This window comes from Neobacillus pocheonensis (genome assembly GCF_050477905.1).
GTDB classification, from domain to species: Bacteria; Bacillota; Bacilli; order Bacillales; family Cytobacillaceae; genus Neobacillus; species Neobacillus pocheonensis_A.
In genome coordinates, this window is the sequence record NZ_JBCNAD010000008.1 from 331,165 (window position 1) to 349,174 (window position 18,010).

General features: G+C 37.9%; 17 protein-coding genes, 1 pseudogene and 1 other annotated feature. Of the genes and pseudogenes, 8 read left to right on the forward strand and 10 right to left on the reverse strand.

Features of this window, described 5'->3' with window-relative positions:
- The first annotated feature begins 25 nt into the window (after window positions 1–25).
- The 3 genes and pseudogenes from ABES02_RS06170 to map all read left to right on the forward strand — a co-directional run bounded on the left by ABES02_RS06170 (window position 26) and on the right by map (window position 1,541).
- A complete protein-coding gene (locus ABES02_RS06170; protein ID WP_430132200.1) occupies window positions 26–520 on the forward strand; it encodes a YdeI/OmpD-associated family protein in 495 nt (164 codons plus the stop codon).
- Between the two features lie 21 nt (window positions 521–541).
- A pseudogene (locus tag ABES02_RS06175) lies at window positions 542–703 on the forward strand (YdeI/OmpD-associated family protein); the annotation flags it as partial.
- Between the two features lie 97 nt (window positions 704–800).
- Entirely contained in the window at window positions 801–1,541 is a 741-nt protein-coding gene (map, locus tag ABES02_RS06180) for a type I methionyl aminopeptidase (protein ID WP_430132203.1), read from the forward strand.
- A 30-nt stretch (window positions 1,542–1,571) separates the two neighbouring features.
- Here map and ABES02_RS06185 read toward each other — a convergent pair whose 3' ends face one another.
- Window positions 1,572–2,084 carry a gamma carbonic anhydrase family protein gene (locus ABES02_RS06185; protein ID WP_430132206.1) on the reverse strand — a complete coding sequence of 171 codons (513 nt, stop codon included), beginning with the start codon at window positions 2,082–2,084 and terminating at the stop codon, window positions 1,572–1,574.
- Window positions 2,085–2,215: 131 nt separating this feature from the next.
- On the opposite strand from ABES02_RS06185, the gene ABES02_RS06190 reads away from it, so the two are divergent.
- The 3 genes from ABES02_RS06190 to ABES02_RS06200 all read left to right on the forward strand — a co-directional run bounded on the left by ABES02_RS06190 (window position 2,216) and on the right by ABES02_RS06200 (window position 6,514).
- Window positions 2,216–3,814 (forward strand): amidohydrolase, encoded by a 1,599-nt coding sequence (locus ABES02_RS06190; protein WP_430132209.1) that lies wholly within the window; start codon window positions 2,216–2,218, stop codon window positions 3,812–3,814.
- Between the two features lie 133 nt (window positions 3,815–3,947).
- Window positions 3,948–4,200: a binding site (T-box leader), on the forward strand.
- An 82-nt stretch (window positions 4,201–4,282) separates the two neighbouring features.
- Complete coding sequence (gene ilvA, locus ABES02_RS06195; protein WP_430132212.1) at window positions 4,283–5,548, forward strand: threonine ammonia-lyase IlvA; 1,266 nt, start codon at window positions 4,283–4,285, stop codon at window positions 5,546–5,548.
- A 246-nt stretch (window positions 5,549–5,794) separates the two neighbouring features.
- The gene (locus tag ABES02_RS06200) at window positions 5,795–6,514 is read left to right on the forward strand and encodes a YebC/PmpR family DNA-binding transcriptional regulator (protein ID WP_430132215.1); all 720 of its coding nucleotides are present in this window, start codon (window positions 5,795–5,797) and stop codon (window positions 6,512–6,514) included.
- A 56-nt stretch (window positions 6,515–6,570) separates the two neighbouring features.
- On the opposite strand, the gene ABES02_RS06205 is transcribed toward ABES02_RS06200, so the two are convergent.
- The 7 genes from ABES02_RS06205 to ABES02_RS06235 form a co-directional block, all read right to left on the reverse strand.
- Complete coding sequence (locus ABES02_RS06205; RefSeq protein ID WP_430132218.1) at window positions 6,571–7,728, reverse strand: Ger(x)C family spore germination protein; 1,158 nt, start codon at window positions 7,726–7,728, stop codon at window positions 6,571–6,573.
- A complete protein-coding gene (locus ABES02_RS06210; protein ID WP_430132382.1) occupies window positions 7,715–8,800 on the reverse strand; it encodes a GerAB/ArcD/ProY family transporter in 1,086 nt (361 codons plus the stop codon). Before ABES02_RS06210 ends, ABES02_RS06205 begins: the two co-directional genes overlap by 14 nt.
- A gap of 39 nt (window positions 8,801–8,839) precedes the next feature.
- On the reverse strand, window positions 8,840–10,405 hold the full coding sequence (locus ABES02_RS06215; protein WP_430132221.1) for a spore germination protein: 1,566 nt from the start codon (window positions 10,403–10,405) through the stop codon (window positions 8,840–8,842).
- Between the two features lie 308 nt (window positions 10,406–10,713).
- Complete coding sequence (locus ABES02_RS06220; RefSeq protein ID WP_430132224.1) at window positions 10,714–11,625, reverse strand: DMT family transporter; 912 nt, start codon at window positions 11,623–11,625, stop codon at window positions 10,714–10,716.
- Window positions 11,626–11,780: 155 nt separating this feature from the next.
- Window positions 11,781–12,671, reverse strand: coding sequence for an alpha/beta hydrolase (locus ABES02_RS06225; RefSeq protein ID WP_430132227.1), 891 nt, complete (start codon window positions 12,669–12,671; stop codon window positions 11,781–11,783).
- A gap of 140 nt (window positions 12,672–12,811) precedes the next feature.
- Window positions 12,812–13,210: a hypothetical protein gene (locus tag ABES02_RS06230; RefSeq protein ID WP_430132230.1), complete on the reverse strand. Its 399-nt coding sequence runs from the start codon at window positions 13,208–13,210 to the stop codon at window positions 12,812–12,814.
- 137 nt (window positions 13,211–13,347) lie between these two features.
- Window positions 13,348–13,554: a hypothetical protein gene (locus tag ABES02_RS06235; protein WP_430132233.1), complete on the reverse strand. Its 207-nt coding sequence runs from the start codon at window positions 13,552–13,554 to the stop codon at window positions 13,348–13,350.
- A 238-nt stretch (window positions 13,555–13,792) separates the two neighbouring features.
- On the opposite strand from ABES02_RS06235, the gene ABES02_RS06240 reads away from it, so the two are divergent.
- Window positions 13,793–14,158, forward strand: a complete 366-nt coding sequence (locus tag ABES02_RS06240) for a c-type cytochrome (RefSeq protein WP_430132236.1) — start codon at window positions 13,793–13,795, stop codon at window positions 14,156–14,158.
- Window positions 14,159–14,254: 96 nt separating this feature from the next.
- Here the strand turns inward: ABES02_RS06240 and ABES02_RS06245 are convergent, their stop codons facing one another.
- Both ABES02_RS06245 and ABES02_RS06250 read right to left on the reverse strand, forming a co-directional pair.
- Entirely contained in the window at window positions 14,255–15,364 is a 1,110-nt protein-coding gene (locus ABES02_RS06245; protein WP_430132239.1) for an ion channel, read from the reverse strand.
- Window positions 15,365–15,556: 192 nt separating this feature from the next.
- Window positions 15,557–16,234, reverse strand: coding sequence for an SOS response-associated peptidase (locus ABES02_RS06250; RefSeq protein ID WP_430132242.1), 678 nt, complete (start codon window positions 16,232–16,234; stop codon window positions 15,557–15,559).
- A 203-nt stretch (window positions 16,235–16,437) separates the two neighbouring features.
- Between ABES02_RS06250 and ABES02_RS06255 the strand changes: the two genes are divergently transcribed.
- The gene (locus ABES02_RS06255; protein WP_430132245.1) at window positions 16,438–17,988 is read left to right on the forward strand and encodes an ATP-binding protein; all 1,551 of its coding nucleotides are present in this window, start codon (window positions 16,438–16,440) and stop codon (window positions 17,986–17,988) included.
- Window positions 17,989–18,010 lie beyond the last annotated feature (22 nt).

Here is an 18,010-nt window from a genome sequence, read left to right on the forward strand (position 1 = left end):
ATACGAGGATAGAAGGAGTAATCGCATGAATTCACAAAAAACGGTTGTCGATAAATTAAATCTGGGGAAATATCCGGCAAAGCTCATCATCGGACTCCCAGACGACTTGGATGATTTTAATGAGATTGAATTCGACACTACTATTAAAAAAGATCAATACGATATGTGCTTTTTCTTTGTTTTTAGCTTAGAGAAATTTTCCGAGCAAATTAAGCTAGTAATCGAAAAGAAACTATTGAAGGACAAAGGATATTTGTTCTTTGCTTATCCGAAAAAGAATAATCCAAAGTATAAGGAATACATAGAGCGTGATAGTATATTCCCAGGCCTTGGCGTTGATGAAGAGGGCTATGTATCTGGAAGTGATATTAAGTTTGCCAGAATAGTAAGCCTAAATGATGTTTTTACCGTGGTTGGGCTAAAATCTGAACCAAAGAAGGCGAAAAAAGCAGCCAGTTCAAAAGCGAGTCAATGTGTCGACGACTATCTTGACAATGTGGAAGACATTAAGCGGTACTAGAGCCATAAAGAGGATTTATCCAAGTTCTATAACGATTTAACCCCAGGGTACCAAAAAGATTGGGCACGTTATATTTACAGCGCTAAAAGGAAGGAAACTCAGGAAAAACGCTTGCTGGAAATGGAAACCCTTTTAGGTGAGGGCTTTAAATCAATCGAACATTATCGTAGAGAAAACAGATAAAGTGCTGGCCAATAGGTGGAATAAATGGATTTTTCGCGTCAGTAAAGGTAAAATATTAAAATGATTTCAAAATAAATTTAAGAGTAGGTAGTAGAAAATGATTGCAAAGACAGAAGAGGATATTAACAGTTTAAAGGAAATTGGCAAGATTGTAGCGTCTATTCGTGATGAAATGGTCCAAAAAACCAAGCCGGGTATCACGACGAAGGAATTAGATGAACTTGCGGGCGAGATGTTTGAAAAAGCTGGCGCCATTTCTGCACCAAAAGGAGAATACGATTTTCCAGGGTATACTTGTATCAGTGTCAATGATGAGGTGGCACATGGTATTCCAGGGAAACGAGTTATCCAGGAAGGCGATTTGGTAAATATCGATGTTTCAGGATCCAAAAACGGATATTTTGCTGATACCGGGATTTCCTTTGTAGTCGGCGAAGGAAACGAATCCATGAAGAAAGTTTGTGAAGTGGCGAAATTGGCATTTGAAGCAGGGCTAAAAAAAGCACGTCCTGGTGCCAAAAAAAGTGGAATAGGTAAGGCTGTCCACCAAACGGCTCGTCAACATGGATTAACGGTGATTAAAAATCTGACAGGTCATGGAATTGGTCGCAGGATCCATGAAGCACCTGACCATGTTTACAATTACTATGAACCATGGGACGATGAACTGCTTAAAGAGGGTATGGTCATCGCCTTTGAACCATTTATCTCTACACATGAAGAAGAAGTGTTTCAAAAAGACGACGAATGGACCTATGCAACCGAAAAAAGCTTTGTCGCTCAAATTGAACATACGTTGATTCTGACAAAAAATGGACCCATTATCATCACACAATAAAAGAGGTGCTTACCCGCACCTCTTTTTTCATTATTTCAGTATTTCTTTAAATTCCTTCCCTTTTTGAACGTAGTGTTCACTTGACATTTTCAGCATTTGCAGGTCTTTGTCATTTAATTCGCGTACGACTTTACCAGGTGAACCGAGCACAAGGGAGCGGGGTGGGATTTTGATTCCTCCTGCCAAAAGTGTATTGGCACCAATAATACATTCCTCGCCAACTTCGACATTGTCCAGTAACGTCGAGCCCATCCCTACTATGGAATTCCTGCCAATTTTACAACCATGTAAAATAACATTATGTCCGACCGTTACATCGTCCTCAATGATAACCGGAAATCCTTCATACAAATGAATAGTGGTGTTATCCTGGATGCTGCATCTTTCTCCAACAATGATCGGACCATCATCAGCCCTTAATACCGCATTGAACCACACAGTTGAACCTTTCCCAATTTGAACATCACCAATTAAATAAGCACCAGGTGCCACAAATACGGAATCATGAATCGTAGGGGATTTCCCATTGTATGGAATTTTCAATTAAACCTCTCCCTGAAATATATTTTAATAATCTTAATATTAAAATATTTTATGTACCTTAATCAAGTCGAAGATACTTCGTATTATAATAGAGGAAGTTCACGTGAAAATATTTATGTTAGGAGACTAGTATGTCAAAGACGATTTTTACAAATGGAAAAATCTATACCCTGGATCAAAATCAACCTTTAGTGGAAACAGTCGTAGTGGAGGACGGTAAAATCATCGATTTAGGAAACCACGACGAAATGATTCTCCAATGGGGAAAAGGTGGGTCAACTATCATTGATTTACAAGAGAAAATGGTGACCCCTGGTTTAATTGACAGCCATTTGCATCTTTCTGGTGTGGCGTTTAACTTTTTAGACCTGGATTTAACTGGTGTAACGTCAAAAGGGGAAATGCTTAATAAAATAAAGGAAAGGGCTAAGTCGACGCCACCAGGAAATTGGATTGTCGGGATGGGCTGGGATGAAAATCTTTTCACTGAAGGGTCCATTCCTACGATCGAAGAACTCGATTATGCGGCCCCACATTGTCCGATCTACCTAAAGCGAATTTGCTACCACGCCTTTCTGGTTAATAGTAAGGCACTAGAAATAAGTGGGTATTACCCTTCTATAGATGTGCCAACAGGTGGTACGGTGGTTTTAGACACGGTTACGAAGAAGCCTACCGGGCTTTTGCTAGAATCTGCATCGAAGCTGATTACGAAATACATCCCCGAAAAAACATACGCTGAGTTAAAAAGCGGTTTGAAACAAACAATGAATTTTGCAATTTCTAAAGGCTTAACGAGTGTACATACGAATGATCCTGCCTATTTGGGTGGCCTTGATCAAACGTTCCAGCTGTATGATCAATTAATTAATCAGGAGCAAACGGGGTTAAGGTGTAATCTCTTAATTGATTATCCTTATCTAAGTAGATTAAAAGAAAGAGAAATGAATGTTGGGTTTGGAAATGCCCAACTGCAAATAGGAGCGATTAAAATTTTTGCAGATGGAGCTTTTGGGCGAAGAACGGCCCTGCTTTCAGAGCCTTATCATGATGATCCGAATCAATTTGGAGATGCCATGATGGACCAACAAACTCTATATGAGATTGTCAAAGAAGCTAGAGATTTCTCTATGCCAATTGCTGTGCACACCATCGGTGATCAAGCGCTGGAAAATGTTTTAGACATCCTTGACCAGTTTTCGAAGGTTGCCTACCGTGATCGAATCATTCATACCTCACTCGTTCGTCATGATTTAGTTAAGAGGTTGGCAGATTCTAGCTGGATTGCAGACATACAGCCTAGATTTGTCGTTGGTGACTATCCATGGGTCAAAGAAAGGATTGGAGAAAAACGGGAGTCATATTTATATGCATGGAAAACCCTATTGTCTGCAGGGGTCATATGTGCAGGCGGTTCTGATGCACCAGTAGAACCCGTCGATCCACTTCTTGGCATCCATGCTGCCGTAACACGGAGAGCACCAAGGGAAACTCATCAAGGATGGAATGAAAAAGAGAAATTATCCATGCTTGAAGCAATTAAATTGTTCACAATCGGCGGAGCTTATGCAACCAATGAAGAACATGTAAAGGGCACCCTTTCTCGAGGAAAATTAGCAGATATGACCGTTTATTCTAAAGACTTGATGACAATGGAAAATCCAGACGAACTCCTATCAACAGAAATCGAAATGACCGTCATAAATGGTGAAATTAAACACCATAAATAACATGTAAAGATGGACAACAACGGCAGGGAACACGGATAAAAAATGTAAGCGCTTTATAAATTGTCTAAATATAAAAAATAGTCAAAAAATATTGACAGAGTATTTTTTCGGTGGTAACCTAATTAAAATTAATCATGAATCCATGACGAGAAGAGTAGGATTGCTCCTTGTTTCTTAGAGAGTCGGCGTTTGGTGGGAGTCGATAACAGGACGATTTGAAGATCATCTCTGAGATGTATAGCTGAACGGTGCTAGTAAGCTATACCGGCAAATCCGCCGTTATATGGGAATGCGTACAAGAATAATGTTCTGTACGTCTATCGAGAGCCGCAATGGAAAGCTTGTTGCGGAAGTAGGGTGGTAACGCGAGCTAACTCGTCCCTATCCATATGGGACGGGTTTTTTGTTGTTTATAAACATGTATTCATTGAGAAAAGATTCGATTAATAATGAGGAGGAACCGAAAATATGAGTCAACAGGTTGACAGAAAAGCGCTGAATGTAGAGGATATCATCATTGCAAGTCACACCATTAAGGATGTGATTTCGCCCACTCCTCTTCAATTTAACCATTTATTATCAGAACGTTATGGTTGTCATGTGTATTTAAAGAGGGAAGACATGCAAAGTGTTCGGTCCTTTAAGATTCGCGGAGCATATAATCGGATTAAAAAACTAAGTACCGAAGAAATGCAAAACGGAATTATTTGTGCGAGTGCAGGGAACCATGCACAAGGTGTGGCTTATTCTTGTCATCTCTTAAAAATTAACGGAAAAATCTTTATGCCAACAACAACCCCAAAACAAAAGGTAAATCAGGTCAAATTTTGGGGTAAGAATAGCGTTGAGATTGTTTTAGTCGGTGATACCTTTGATGATGCTTCTGAAAAGGCGCTGGAATGCAGCCGCGTTGAAAACCGGACCTTTATTCATCCATTCGATGACTTTGATGTTATCGCTGGTCAAGGTACAGTGGCTGTAGAACTTCTAAATGACTGTCCTGAAAAAATCGATTACCTTTTCGGTGCTATCGGCGGAGGCGGCCTAATGGCAGGAGTAGGAACGTATCTAAGACACTTTTCACCAGAAACCCATTTAATTGGTGTAGAGCCTGAAGGAGCTCCAGGCATGAAAGAATCGATTTTAAAAGGCGAAGTCAAATCGCTTGAAAAAATTGATCCTTTTGTTGATGGTGCAGCTGTTAAAACGGTTGGTTCCAAAACCTTCAATATTTGTAAAGAGATTGTCGACAATATCGTTGTGGTACCAGAAGGAAAGGTATGTTCCACCCTATTAACCCTATATAACGAAAACGCTATTGTAGTGGAACCAACTGGAGCCCTTTCCGTCGCAGCCTTAGATACATATGCAGATGAAATTAAGGGCAAAACGGTGGTTTGTATCATCAGCGGAGGAAACAACGATATCGGTAGAATGCAGGAAATTAAAGAGCGTTCAAAGCTTTATGAAGGGCTGCAGCATTATTTTATTGTACAGTTTCCACAACGTCCAGGAGCGTTACGAGAATTCTTATTAGATGTCCTTGGGCCAAATGATGATATTAGCCATTTTGAATACACAAAAAAGAATAATCGAGAAACAGGACCAGCATTAGTTGGAATTGAACTGAAGGATAAAGAAGATTACTATCCATTAATGGAGCGAATCAACACAAAAGGATTTGTCTATCGGGAAGTGAACAAGGATAGTACCTTGTTTCAGATGCTTGTATAGTGAAAATAGAATCAATAAAAAAAGTAGGTCAGGATCTAAACTGAACTACTTTTTTTTATTACTTCGTTAGGCAGTTAGGATTTTTCTATAGATTTAAGTTAGAATCCATGGATATTTCGAATATTAAACACTTAACAAATGGCCCATTTACGGTATAATATTATCTGTGCAAGTGGAGCATGTATAATTTATTGATTTATAGGCAATAGAATAAGCATTGAATTAAGAAGGAAGAGAGTGTTCAGAATGGGTCGTAAATGGAATAATATTAAAGAAAAAAAAGCGTCAAAGGATGCAAATACGAGTCGTATTTATGCAAAGTTTGGTGTTGAAATTTACGTAGCGGCAAAACAAGGTGAACCAAATCCAGAATCAAATCAGGCGTTACGTTTTGTCCTTGAGCGTGCAAAAACGTATAATGTGCCAAGACATATTATTGATCGTGCCATCGATAAAGCAAAAGGCGGTTCAGAGGAAAGCTATACCGAGCTTCGATATGAAGGCTTTGGACCAAACGGTTCCATGGTAATCGTCGATGCATTAACAAATAACGTGAATCGTACTGCCTCAGACGTACGTGCAGCTTTCGGTAAAAACGGCGGTAACATGGGAGTCAGCGGTTCTGTTGCCTATATGTTTGATGCTACTGCGGTAATAGGTGTAGAAGGTAAAACGGAAGAAGATGTGCTTGAACTGTTAATGGAGGCAGATTTAGACGTACGTGATATCATTGAAGAAGATGATCAAGTCATTGTTTATGCTGAACCAGATCAATTCCATGCGGTTCAAGAAGCTTTCAGAAATTCAGGAATCACTGATTTTACTGTTGCTGAATTAACCATGTTAGCTCAAAATGACGTAACCCTTCCAGAAGATGCACAAGCAAAGTTCGAAAAAATGATTGATGCTTTGGAAGATTTAGATGATGTACAGCAAGTGTACCATAATGTTGATTTAGGGGAATAATATTATGAGGGACTGAACTTTAGATTCAGTCCCTCAATTATTTTCAAGTAAAATAGTCACTTATTTTTGTTAGAACCAATCATTCCGTAATCTTTTATTGTAATATTAATATCATAGGAGATGGGAACCTTACTAAATTCTTCATCCCAATTATTCTTTACCTTTTTCCATACATCAGGATATTTTATCCTTAATTCATTCCCAAATCCCGCGACATCTACCTGGTATTTTTTTTGAATTTTTTCCGTCGTATTCTCTACCAAATACAAAACTTCTTTCTCAGCCGCTTTTTCTATGTGTTTCAGCGTTTTATTCTTAAAAGCAGGTTTAAAATGAGGATTCCAATATTCAGCGATTCTTCCTTCAGACTCTATTTTGACCTCAAATGAAATGTTCTTTCCGGTAACATGAGGCTTAATTTTGCTTTTCATTGAACTGATTTGATAATAAGTGGGTTTATCAGACTTTTTTTGGAAGGCTTTTACCGCTCCACTTTTACCTTCTCCGGTTATCCAATTTATTCCTTCCACCTCTTCTTTATTTAGAGTCCCAATCATTTTGTTTGTTTTTCCTTGAATCACTGCAGCACCATTAAATTCTGGTTCACCTTTTTTTACATCAATTAATTGAAGAAGGAAACTTGTCTGAGAATTCGATTTTCCCCAAATCTTCATTAATGAAATATGTCTTAATGTTCTAGTGGTCAGTTCCTGTTCGGCAATTTGCACTAAACGTATTGCTGGAATGACACCGGCTTCTTTTGTTTCTAGCGTCTGTGCTGCTTCGCCTTTGGAAATAAAAATAATCGTACTTCCCCTAATATCGATATCCCGAAAAAACAAATCTGTAATTTCTCTGAGAGGTACCTCACGCACCAGATTTTGGCCAATGACGGTTGCTTTTTGATGTGCACCTGAAATGGGACCCTCTCTTTTTAAGGTTGTTTCCCACCCAATAGGTTCTAAAGATATCCCCGAAGCAGCGACATTAATATATGGTTTTTGTTGCGGGGACTTACTGTTTGCATTCCCGATTGCTTCAGGTATTACATATTGAAGAGTAGATTTTATCTTTCCATCTTTTGACTTATCGACCGCTGAGCCAACGACGATATTAAGATCTTCAATAGACCTGCTGCTCCAACATCCTGTAAGTAGAAATATAAAAAGTATCGAGAGTAAGAGATACTTAAAGGTCAGGTTACATTTTTTCATGTATTCTTTCCCTCACAGTTGAGATGATTAGAAGGGCCATTGGCATAATAAAAAATAAATAAAGAGCAAAATTACCAATAATGTCCGCCATTTTAAATACCTCATTAATATTTTTAGGGATCATCGAAACGATAAAAATGACAGGCATTAATCCATAAATAAAGGGATGAGTATTTTTCGCAAATATCTGATTTAATCCTAAAGATGCTATAAAAAGAGCGATCACATAGGTAGCAAATATTTGCATAATCCAAATGACAAGAATGAGTGAATCAAACCGTTCAAATAAGAGACCGGTGATTTCAAAGCTGCGAATATATGTGAGCACAGGCCATGTTTGTGAAACCACGCCGTCTACAGAAAGGGAACCGATTACAATAATCACTGTAATCGTGTAAAAAATAAAAGGGATGCCGACTCCTAATATTGGCACCTTTGTTACCTTCTTTTTTTCTTTCATAAACATAAAAATAAAGAGGAGAATTTCGAAGCCTGCAAAGGATAGGGAAGACGTGGTCAACCCTTTCAGTACTGGCTTAAATCCCATTCCTAAAACGGGACGAAGGTTATCCATTTCAAATAATTCGAAGCCTAAAAACATAACGGCAAGGAAAAAAAGAACCGTTATTGGAAAGATAATCTCTAACAACCGAGCAATCGCATTTACTCCACCCAGGACTAAGTATAGACCAATCCACAAAAATGGCATCATTATGGCCCATGTTGGAGTTCCTTGAAGTAAGAATAATCGTGTCGTTTCCGACATGGTTCGAACCTCATAGGCGGAAAGGGCAATGTAATAGCAAATGACTACTAGACTTAGCAACAATCCTATCCATTTACCAAGCAGCTTTTGATTAAATTGATAAAATGTTTCATTGGGATATCGTTGACATAGCTTTAAAATAATTACCGCTATAACCGTAATAATCAAACCACTAATAATAACAGCAATCCAAGAATCAGGTGTTTTGATTTTCTCGGTAGTGGTTCTGGGTAACGTTAATATTCCGGCACCAAGAATAAAATTTATGATAAACATGATTGCCTGATGTGTTGTTATACGATCCATGGGACTGGAATTCAAAATAAGTCAACTCCTTTCGTACCGTTACCTTTTTCTTACAGTATCTTTTGAATGCAACAGCTGTGGACGCCGTTTCATCAGGAAAAGGGGGACTCGAATAATGAAGTCCTTCCAGTCTCTCAATCGATAAGAAACAGCAGGGGATATATATGGAATACCAAAACTTTTAAGCCTGACCAAGTGGCTGCCAAGCAAAAGGAAGAACAAGATGACTCCATATAATCCAAACACACTAGCAAATAGCATGGATGCAAAACGAAGCATCCTTAAGGCAATCCCAACGTTATATTGGGGGAGAGCAAAGGAAGAAATGGCTGTGACTGCGACCACGATAACCATGATAGGACTGACAATTCCAGCTTGCACTGCAGCTTCTCCAATGATTAATCCGCCCACAATCCCTAATGATTGACCGATAGGTTTTGGTAAACGAAGCCCTGCTTCTCGTAATACTTCAATGGACACTTCCATAATCAGCGCTTCAATAAGTGGGGGAAAAGGTACCCCTTCACGATTTGCAGCAACGGAAAAAACGAGCTTAGTTGGAATTAATCCTGGATGAAAGGAAATAAAAGCAATATATAAGGAAGGGACAAATAAAGCAATAAACGCAGCAAAATATCGTAATATCCGTATTAATGATGCAGCTATCCATCTTTCGTAATAATCCTCTGGTGACTGCAGGAGCATATTAAAGGTTACCGGAACAATTAAGGCAAAAGGTGATCCGTCCAATAGGATAGATACCCGACCTTCCATCAAAGCACTCATCACACGATCAGGTCGTTCTGTACTTTGCACTTGTGGAAAAGGACTTAAAAAATTATCCTCAATTAATTGTTCAATATAACTAGAATCGTGGACATCATCCATTTTTATTTTATTTATCCGCTGCTTGACCTCTTCTAATAAAAGAGGGTCAACAATATCTTTCATGTAAGTGATGACTAGTTCTTTTTTAGACCGTTCTCCTATCTGAAAACTGATGATGGATAAGTTTTGATCCTTGCCATGCCGACGTAAAAGCGCAGTATTGTCTCTTAAATTTTCAATAAATCCCACCCTTGGTCCACGAACCAAGGCCTCTGTTGGCGGCTCATCAATATTTCTTGTTTTTGCTTGCGCTTCTCCAACCAGGAAAACGTTATTTAGACCCTCAACCAATATGGCAATTGATCCAAACATGACTCCAGAGGTAATCTCTTTTAGAGAACAAACTTCTGTTAGACCACAAACAGTAAGGGCATGGTTTTTAATAAAATCTTTCAAGGAGGAGTTATCAAAAGATGGATCAGTAACGATTGGTGAAACCGACATTAAGTCAACTAAAATATGGTTATGAAGAAGATCCATATCTGCTAACCCTTCAATAAATACAAGAGCAACGCGAATATCCGTTTCACCCATTCGGAACTCCCGAAATCTTACGTCCGAATTGTGCCCAATTTCATTTCGAATTACATCCATATCCACGGTAATATTTCCAGTCATTTCATGGATGGATGGGTGAGTAAGATGGTCGTTATGTAAAGGACTTTTCTCAGGTTTCTTTGCATTCAACTGATTGTTTTTGAGCTTACGCCATTTCACTGATTATCACTCTTTCTCTAATGAATCAATCCATTTAAAAAACTTACTAAAACCAAAGGGTACTAAAAAAGTAATAATAGCTTGAATGAAAATAATATAGTCTGGCATTAGAGAAAGAATTTTCTTGAACATAAGTACATCACCTAATACACAAAAAATTTTTTATTTGGAAAGCTTTAGAATGATTGTTTTTATTATTTACCTTTCCTGTTAAAATTACCCCGTTCCTTAATTGATTTACACAACAAAAAAAACGCTTGGGAACCCAAGCGCCAGGTTGACGAAAACTTTTACTTTCCATCTGATCGTTAACGTTTGACTGCTGACAATATAAAAATCGTTGCAATAATGAAAAATGAACCAATCCATTCTGCAGGACCGAATGTGACATGGAGCCAGGCAACCGCTAAAAAGGCTGCAGATAAGGGCTCAACACATGCCAGGAGACTTGCCTCTGATGCACTAATAAATTTAAGGCTTTCCATATAGCAAAAAAAGGCAATTAGGGTGCCAAATATGACAACAAACACAACAGCCAGGAAGGCTGACAAGGACCAATCACCCTGAAATTTCCATGGTGGATGAATAAAGCTAAATCCGATACCTCCTACCAACATTCCCCAACCCACTGTTACTAATGAACCCCACTTCGACAATAATCTGCTGGGATAAAGTGTATAAAATGCAAGGGCATAAGCTGAAAGAATTCCCCATAAAAAGGCGGGTCCTGAAATTGCGAGTGTGTGAATATTCCCTTTTGTAACTAATAGAAATGTACCTAATAAAGCAAGAAAGATGGCGATCGTTTCATTCTTTACTGGGATTGTTTTCGCACGAAAACATAAGAAACAAACAATGATAACTGGCGCCAAGTATTGCAGAACGGTTGCTGTAGCCGCATTTCCATGTTCAATGGCTGCAAAATATGTATACTGTACACCAAACATTCCAATAATCCCAAACACGATTAACTGAAGAATATCCTGTTTATTTTGCCAAACGCTCCAGATATTTTGTTGTCCACTTGTCTGAGCAAATAACAATAAACCAGCACCTGAAAAAATCAGTCTAGTCACTACTAGCCATTCTGTGCTGAAGCCTTGTTGATGAAAGAGATATTGAGCCACGGTACCTGAAACACCCCATAATGTTGCCGCAATAAGGACTAGTAAAATTCCTTTTGTCCGAGGGTAGGACATTGTTGCATCCTGCGAATCCATAGCTGTTAAACCTCCTTAAAAAAACTGCTAAAATCTTTTTCTATAACTATAACATTATTTTTGAATTATCAGGCTTTTTAAAGGTTTTTCTTTTTTCGGAAAAATAAAAACGCTTGGGATGAATTCCAAGCGTTTCATTTATTATAAAAGCTAGGTTAGCATAATTTATGGACGACAAAATCCCCAATCTCATCAACAGACTGCTGACCCTCTGGAATTTGGAAGGTTTGGAAGACATGCCACATATCATCCCAGACTTTAAAGTTGACTTCTACTCCGGCTGCACGAGCACGGTCAACCAGACGTGCCGAATCGCTTAATAGAATTTCATCGTTACCAACATGGACCAGCATAGGAGGCAGACCTGATAAATCAGCATAGATTGGTGAAACCATAGGGTCACGGCGGTCGGTATCACCAATATATAAAGCTGGTACTAGTCTAGTAGATTCAGGATGCAGCCAAGGGTCAACTGCAGCGCGTGATTCCATTGATTCGCCTGTACCTTCCAAATCCGTCCAAGGTGACAATAGCACCGCCAAGGCCGGCAATTTATCACCCTCAGCCTTTAAGGTTAAGAGTGTAGATAATGTTAAACCACCGCCAGCTGAATCTCCACCAATAACGATTTTTTCAGGTGAAATACCGGAAGAAATTAACCAGCGATATACTCTAACAGCATCCTCGACCGCGGCTGGAAAAGGATTTTCTGGTGCAAGACGATATTCAGGTAATAAAACACGAGCGGCAGTAGACCTAGAAAGCTTAGAAGCTAAATATCTATGGCTATTACAGCTCCCCATAATGTAGGCTCCGCCATGGAGGTAAAGGAAAACGCGATCATCTATTGCATTTGGTGCTGTAACCCACTCAGCATAGATTCCCTCAATCTCCGTTTTTTCTACTTTAATATCCGCTGCGACAGGTGTAAGCGCAGATAAAGTCTCTAATCCTTTTCGTGCTGCTTCAAGGTTAAATTCAGCCGTCTGGTTGGATGAAAAAGCTTTTAAATACTGTCTTACTAGCATACTTTCTTGACTTGCCATTTCCTATTTTCCCCTTTCAAATGGGATGTAAGTGTTAACTAATATGTATTTCTACTTAAACCGAAAAAATCCTCCATTATTTAACAAAAAAAAAAGGACCTACAAATTGGGATTGTAGATTCCTTTGTCCTTATAAAGGATTATCTCGGGGTTACAGGTTTAACGGAAATTGCTGGGTTAGTAGTGGTAATAACGCAGCCATCCAACTGATCGGCTTTTAAAAATCCTAGATTTAGAGCAGCTTTAATTTTAACATCATTAGGCTTTTTCACCACTTGAATGAGGTCATTCATCTTTAATTCTTCTAATCTTTTTATAGTCTCTGCTTCATTATATTTTTCTGTTTTTCGGATTTGCCTTTGAAGTTTGTAGCCGCTAATGGTAATCTCGCCTTTATGGTCAGTTCCCACTAAATGATTAAAATAACTTTGAAAAGCATCCTTTAACTGATTCATTTCCAGTTCAATTTCTTTTTTTTGTTTATTCAGTTCGTAATACCTGACTAACATCTCTCCTGTAATCAAGGACTGTTTTACCAAAATCCTCGCCTCCCTACGAACGTATATTCTATTTTATGCTCGAACTTGGGAGATATTACTTTTATTACTCAGGAGCTTTAGGGTTGTTATATGTTTATTATAAAAATATCCCAAGGAAAGGGGACCTAGGGATATTTTTATTGATCGTTATTATTTTTTGCTTCCACAACGGCTTGCGCATTTTCGTCCGCTGCTTTTGCCGGTTCCGGTATCGTGGATGCTGTAATGTGGTCGGTAGTACTTACAGCGTCTCCTGTAGCTGCCAAGCTGTAATTGTGTATCCTATTCTGCAGATTTACAGATTCAGGTGGTGCTTCTTTCGGTGTATTTTTATTGAAGCTCATTTTTTTACCTCCCATTTAAAAGTGCAGGGCTTTCGATTTCATTTTTACTATCCCCTAGATTTGGAGAAAATATAAATTACAGAAAAATAGGTATATGAACATAGATTGGTGAAGAAAATGAGTGGACATTTTTACCATACATATAGGAATAATTAAACTACTCTTACAATAATATGGATTTAGGAATTGTTGTCTATGTTGGCAATCCCTTAGAACCTATTAGAATAGAGGTGGCTGCTTGAAGCAAATTTTTGGATTTGCCTTTTTTTTCATTCTGTTAATTGGTATCATGAGCGCTTGCAGCAAAGATGATAACGATAGCGCGAAGGTACCAGCGAAAGAACCAGCAAAACAGGAAACAAGCGAACCAGCTACAACACTTGCAGGGGATGAAATATTTCAAAAAAGCTGTATAACTTGTCATAGCTCGGGTGACATTACAGGCGGTCAAAAAGTACTGGATGCCAACAGAATCCATACCGATTTTAAAACAAAAGATGATCTTCAAGCTTTCGTGTCAAAGAATATGCCGAAATCAGCACCAGCATCCTTGTCAAAAGAAGAGTATGATGCCGTTGTAAGTTATTTATGGGATCAAAAATAAAAAAATACTTACGTATTTTAAAATAGTCCGGACAATTGTCGGGCTATTTTGCATTTTTGAGCAGATATAAAATAAACGAAGCTCCCCAACTTCCTTTTAATACGTAGATTTTGGTTTTAATTGCGTGATGGTTTCTTTATCACAAATGATAAAAAGCTGAGCATCTGCAGGTATCGGATTATCCAGTTTTTGATTAATATGCAGGTCGCCTCGATCAGCTACAAGGGTTGCCCCTTTATTCAGCAGATCAATAAAGGCATCTCGATAGGTTTGCCATTCAGGCTTTTTGGGAATTTCATACATCGTTTCTTCGTACTGTGTGCTCATCAGTTCAGTATACACGTTGGTGATACCATGTGAAAATAATGACCTAACTGCAGCATGGGAGATCATTTCTTGGGTAGGAATAAATTCATCCACCTTAACATGCTTAAATAAACGAATATGGTTTTGATTATTTACTTCAGCTGTTACATGAATACTGATATTTAATTTTTCCTCGATGTGTGTGATGGCGGTGGCAATTAACAATGTCTTTCCGTCGACTAGAAGCGGATCTTTTGTTGCGAAATTATTTTGAGTTATTTGGTCCGCAAAGATAATAACACCTTTTGCTTTGGGCAAATTTGCGGACAGTAGTGTTTCCTCATCGGCAGCATCTCCGCGAATATAGAATAAACGGTCTTCAATAATCGGTGCTTTTTCTAAATCGTCGATTATCACAATATCGATCTTTTTATCAGTTTTAAGAATTTCCTTGATCGCTAAGTTGGATTTTGAGCTCCATCCAATTAGAATGATATGATTTTTTCCTGAATATTTCATTTTTCCTCCAACTTTTAGTTTTTCAATTAAATAATAGGAATTAATCACTTTTCCAAATACCAAACTGATAAGTCCAATTCCTGTAATATAAAGAATGATCGTGAACGCTTTTCCCAGATCCGTTACGGGTGCATAGTCGCCAAATCCAACTGTCGCCAACGTTGTTAGTACCCAATAAACGGAAGTTAAGTAGGATTCAAATGTTTTCGGCTCTAATAAATAAACCGCCAAAGCTGTCAAAAGGATATACATAAGGACAAAAGGAATAAAGATTTTATCCCTTAATTTTACAAGGTGATAGAGTAATTTTTTTAATTTCATTCCCACGAGCGTCCAACCTAACCTTTCGAATATGAATATCCTTATAATTCCCAATATCAAGAAATTATTTAAATTGGAAGAAATGTGTTAGGAGGCAGTATCATCCAAGGGTTTAAAAAGGGAAGGGGAGGAAAATAAAAAAAGAAAGTGGCGTAACCACTTTCCAAAGAAGGAAAACTTTTATGGGTAATACATCATATGAACAAGCATGGACTTGCATGTAGTGAACATGTCCATTTTAAAAAGATTTTTTCAACAAATTTTCTGAATCAACTCAACAGAGTTATTTTTAGGAGAATTGACCAGCGCAGAAACTTCGTAAGCCTCCATAAGGTTCTTATCAAAAGGGACCAATAATTGATTTAAAAAATGAACATCGGAAATCGAGGGATCCAACCACGTTTTTTCGTTTTCTGGCTTTAAAATGACAGGCATGCGATCATGAATGTCCGCCATTAGTTCATTAGGATTGGTTGTGATTACAGAGCAAGAAAAAATTGATTTACCCTCCGGTGATTTCCACTGCTCCCAAAGTCCAGCCATCGCAAATAATTCTTCATTTTTTAGCTTAATCCGCATCGGAGTCTTCGTTTTATCTTCCTGACGCTTCCATTCATAAAAGCTATCGGCGATGATTAAACAACGCTTCTTCTTAAATGCATTTCGGAAACTTGGCTTCTCGGATAAGGTCTCCGCTCGAGCATTAATCATTTTATTCGCAATCGACATGTCCTTTGCCCAAGGTGGAATTAATCCCCATTTTAAAAATCCCATTCTGTTTGATTTTCCATCATTGATTACCGCTAAAACGGACTGGGAAGGGGCGATATTATAGCTGGGGGAGAAAGCTTCTTCTTCTAAAAAGGAATCAATCAGAAACCGTTCGATAATTTCTTCCATACTTGCCGTTAACGTAAACCGGCCACACATATCCATCCCCCCATTAAGTAACTAATATCTACTATTTTACAAAAAAAGCATTATTTTTTCAAAATTAGTAAAAGAACTAGGAAAATTTAACCTATTTATTTTCCGAATATTTTGGTAAAATTTTTCCTTAGAGATGCTAAATAAATAGGAGTTTGAATGTAAGGATACACATAATTTCTTTATACAGAAAGGGTATTTTGACTGTGAAGGACAAGTATCAAGAGCAGGTAGATAGTAATAATCATTTGAGCCAGCTGGCATCAGTAGGACAAATTGCTGCCGGAATTGCCCATGAAGTTCGAAATCCGTTAACTGCAGTGAAGGGATTTTTACAACTCCTTGAACATGAGAACAAGTCAGATTATATCAGTATTGCACAATCAGAATTAGATAATGCTTTAACCACTTTAAATAATCTTCTTCAAGTTTCTAAACCGGATCAGGAAGAAGAAGAAATGCAATCCTTTTTCATTACAGTTGAGCTAGAGTCCATCCTGAACCTATTTCAGGACAAATTATACCGTATACATGTAGTGACTCAATTTAAAGACACGGACAATATGTTTTACGGTAAAAAGAACCAATTTAAAAAAGCTTTCTTCAATTTGATAAAAAATGCAATTGAATCGATTGAAGGGAAGGGCACGTTAACGATTAGTCATTTGGCTACTAGGGACGAGCTTATTGTACGTATTAAAGATACTGGAGTTGGAATACCAGCAGAAAAATTAACACTACTTGGTACTCCTTTTTATACCACAAAGGATCATGGAACAGGGATGGGGCTAACTCAAGTTTTTTCAGTTATTTATCAACATGGTGGAAAAATCATTGTAGACAGTGAAGAGAAAAAAGGGACAACCTTTACCATTCGACTGCCCAAACAATATATCCCACAAAAAAGAGGTGTGAAAAGGTTGGAACTAGATGTGGAAGAAAGAAGTACGATAAAGGATTTTTTTATCGCTAATAGAGACAAGTTTGAAAAAGGTTTATTAAGTGAAGCGATTAACGTGAGAGACAAAATTGAAGAAATACATACAATGGGTAATATTAATCTATTGAATAATGCACATAAGCTAGCCATGTTTGTTGTCGAAGAACATGAGCATGAATTAATCTCCTTTGCCAAACAGGAGGGAGTGGCATGGGCAAAGTATTCCTTAACCATTGCCTTCAAGCTTGAGTGGGTTCAAGCGATACGAAGAACTCTTTGGGATTTTCTTTATAATTATAAATTAGCAACGAATTCCAATACTAGTTTAGAAGAATTTTTCACACTTGAAAAAAATATTAATCAATTGATTGATCAGTTCATGAACTATTTTTTCATCAGTTATACGAAATATAAAGATGATCTGCTCTATTCGCAAAGAAAATTGGTAGAAAATCTTTCTGTTCCGATCATCCCTATCTCTTCCAATATTTGTATCTTACCGCTAATTGGCCAGATCGATCATAATCGTGTCGCAACAATCGAAGACAAAGTCATTTCAGAGATTGGAAATTCACATATTCAAACACTGATCATTGACTTCTCTGGTGTTGCTGACATGGAGTCAGAAGTCATCCGCTCGTTACTTAACCTTATTAATGGTATAGCCATGATGGGATGTAAAACGGTATTAACGGGCTTGCGAGGGGAGATTATCAAGAAGGTGATTCATTTGGGTATTAAATTGGATCAGGCAGCTGATTTTAAAGGTACGTTACAATTCGCATTAAAAGATTATCTGGCTGTAAATATTACTTAAATGGAACACTAAGAACATTGAA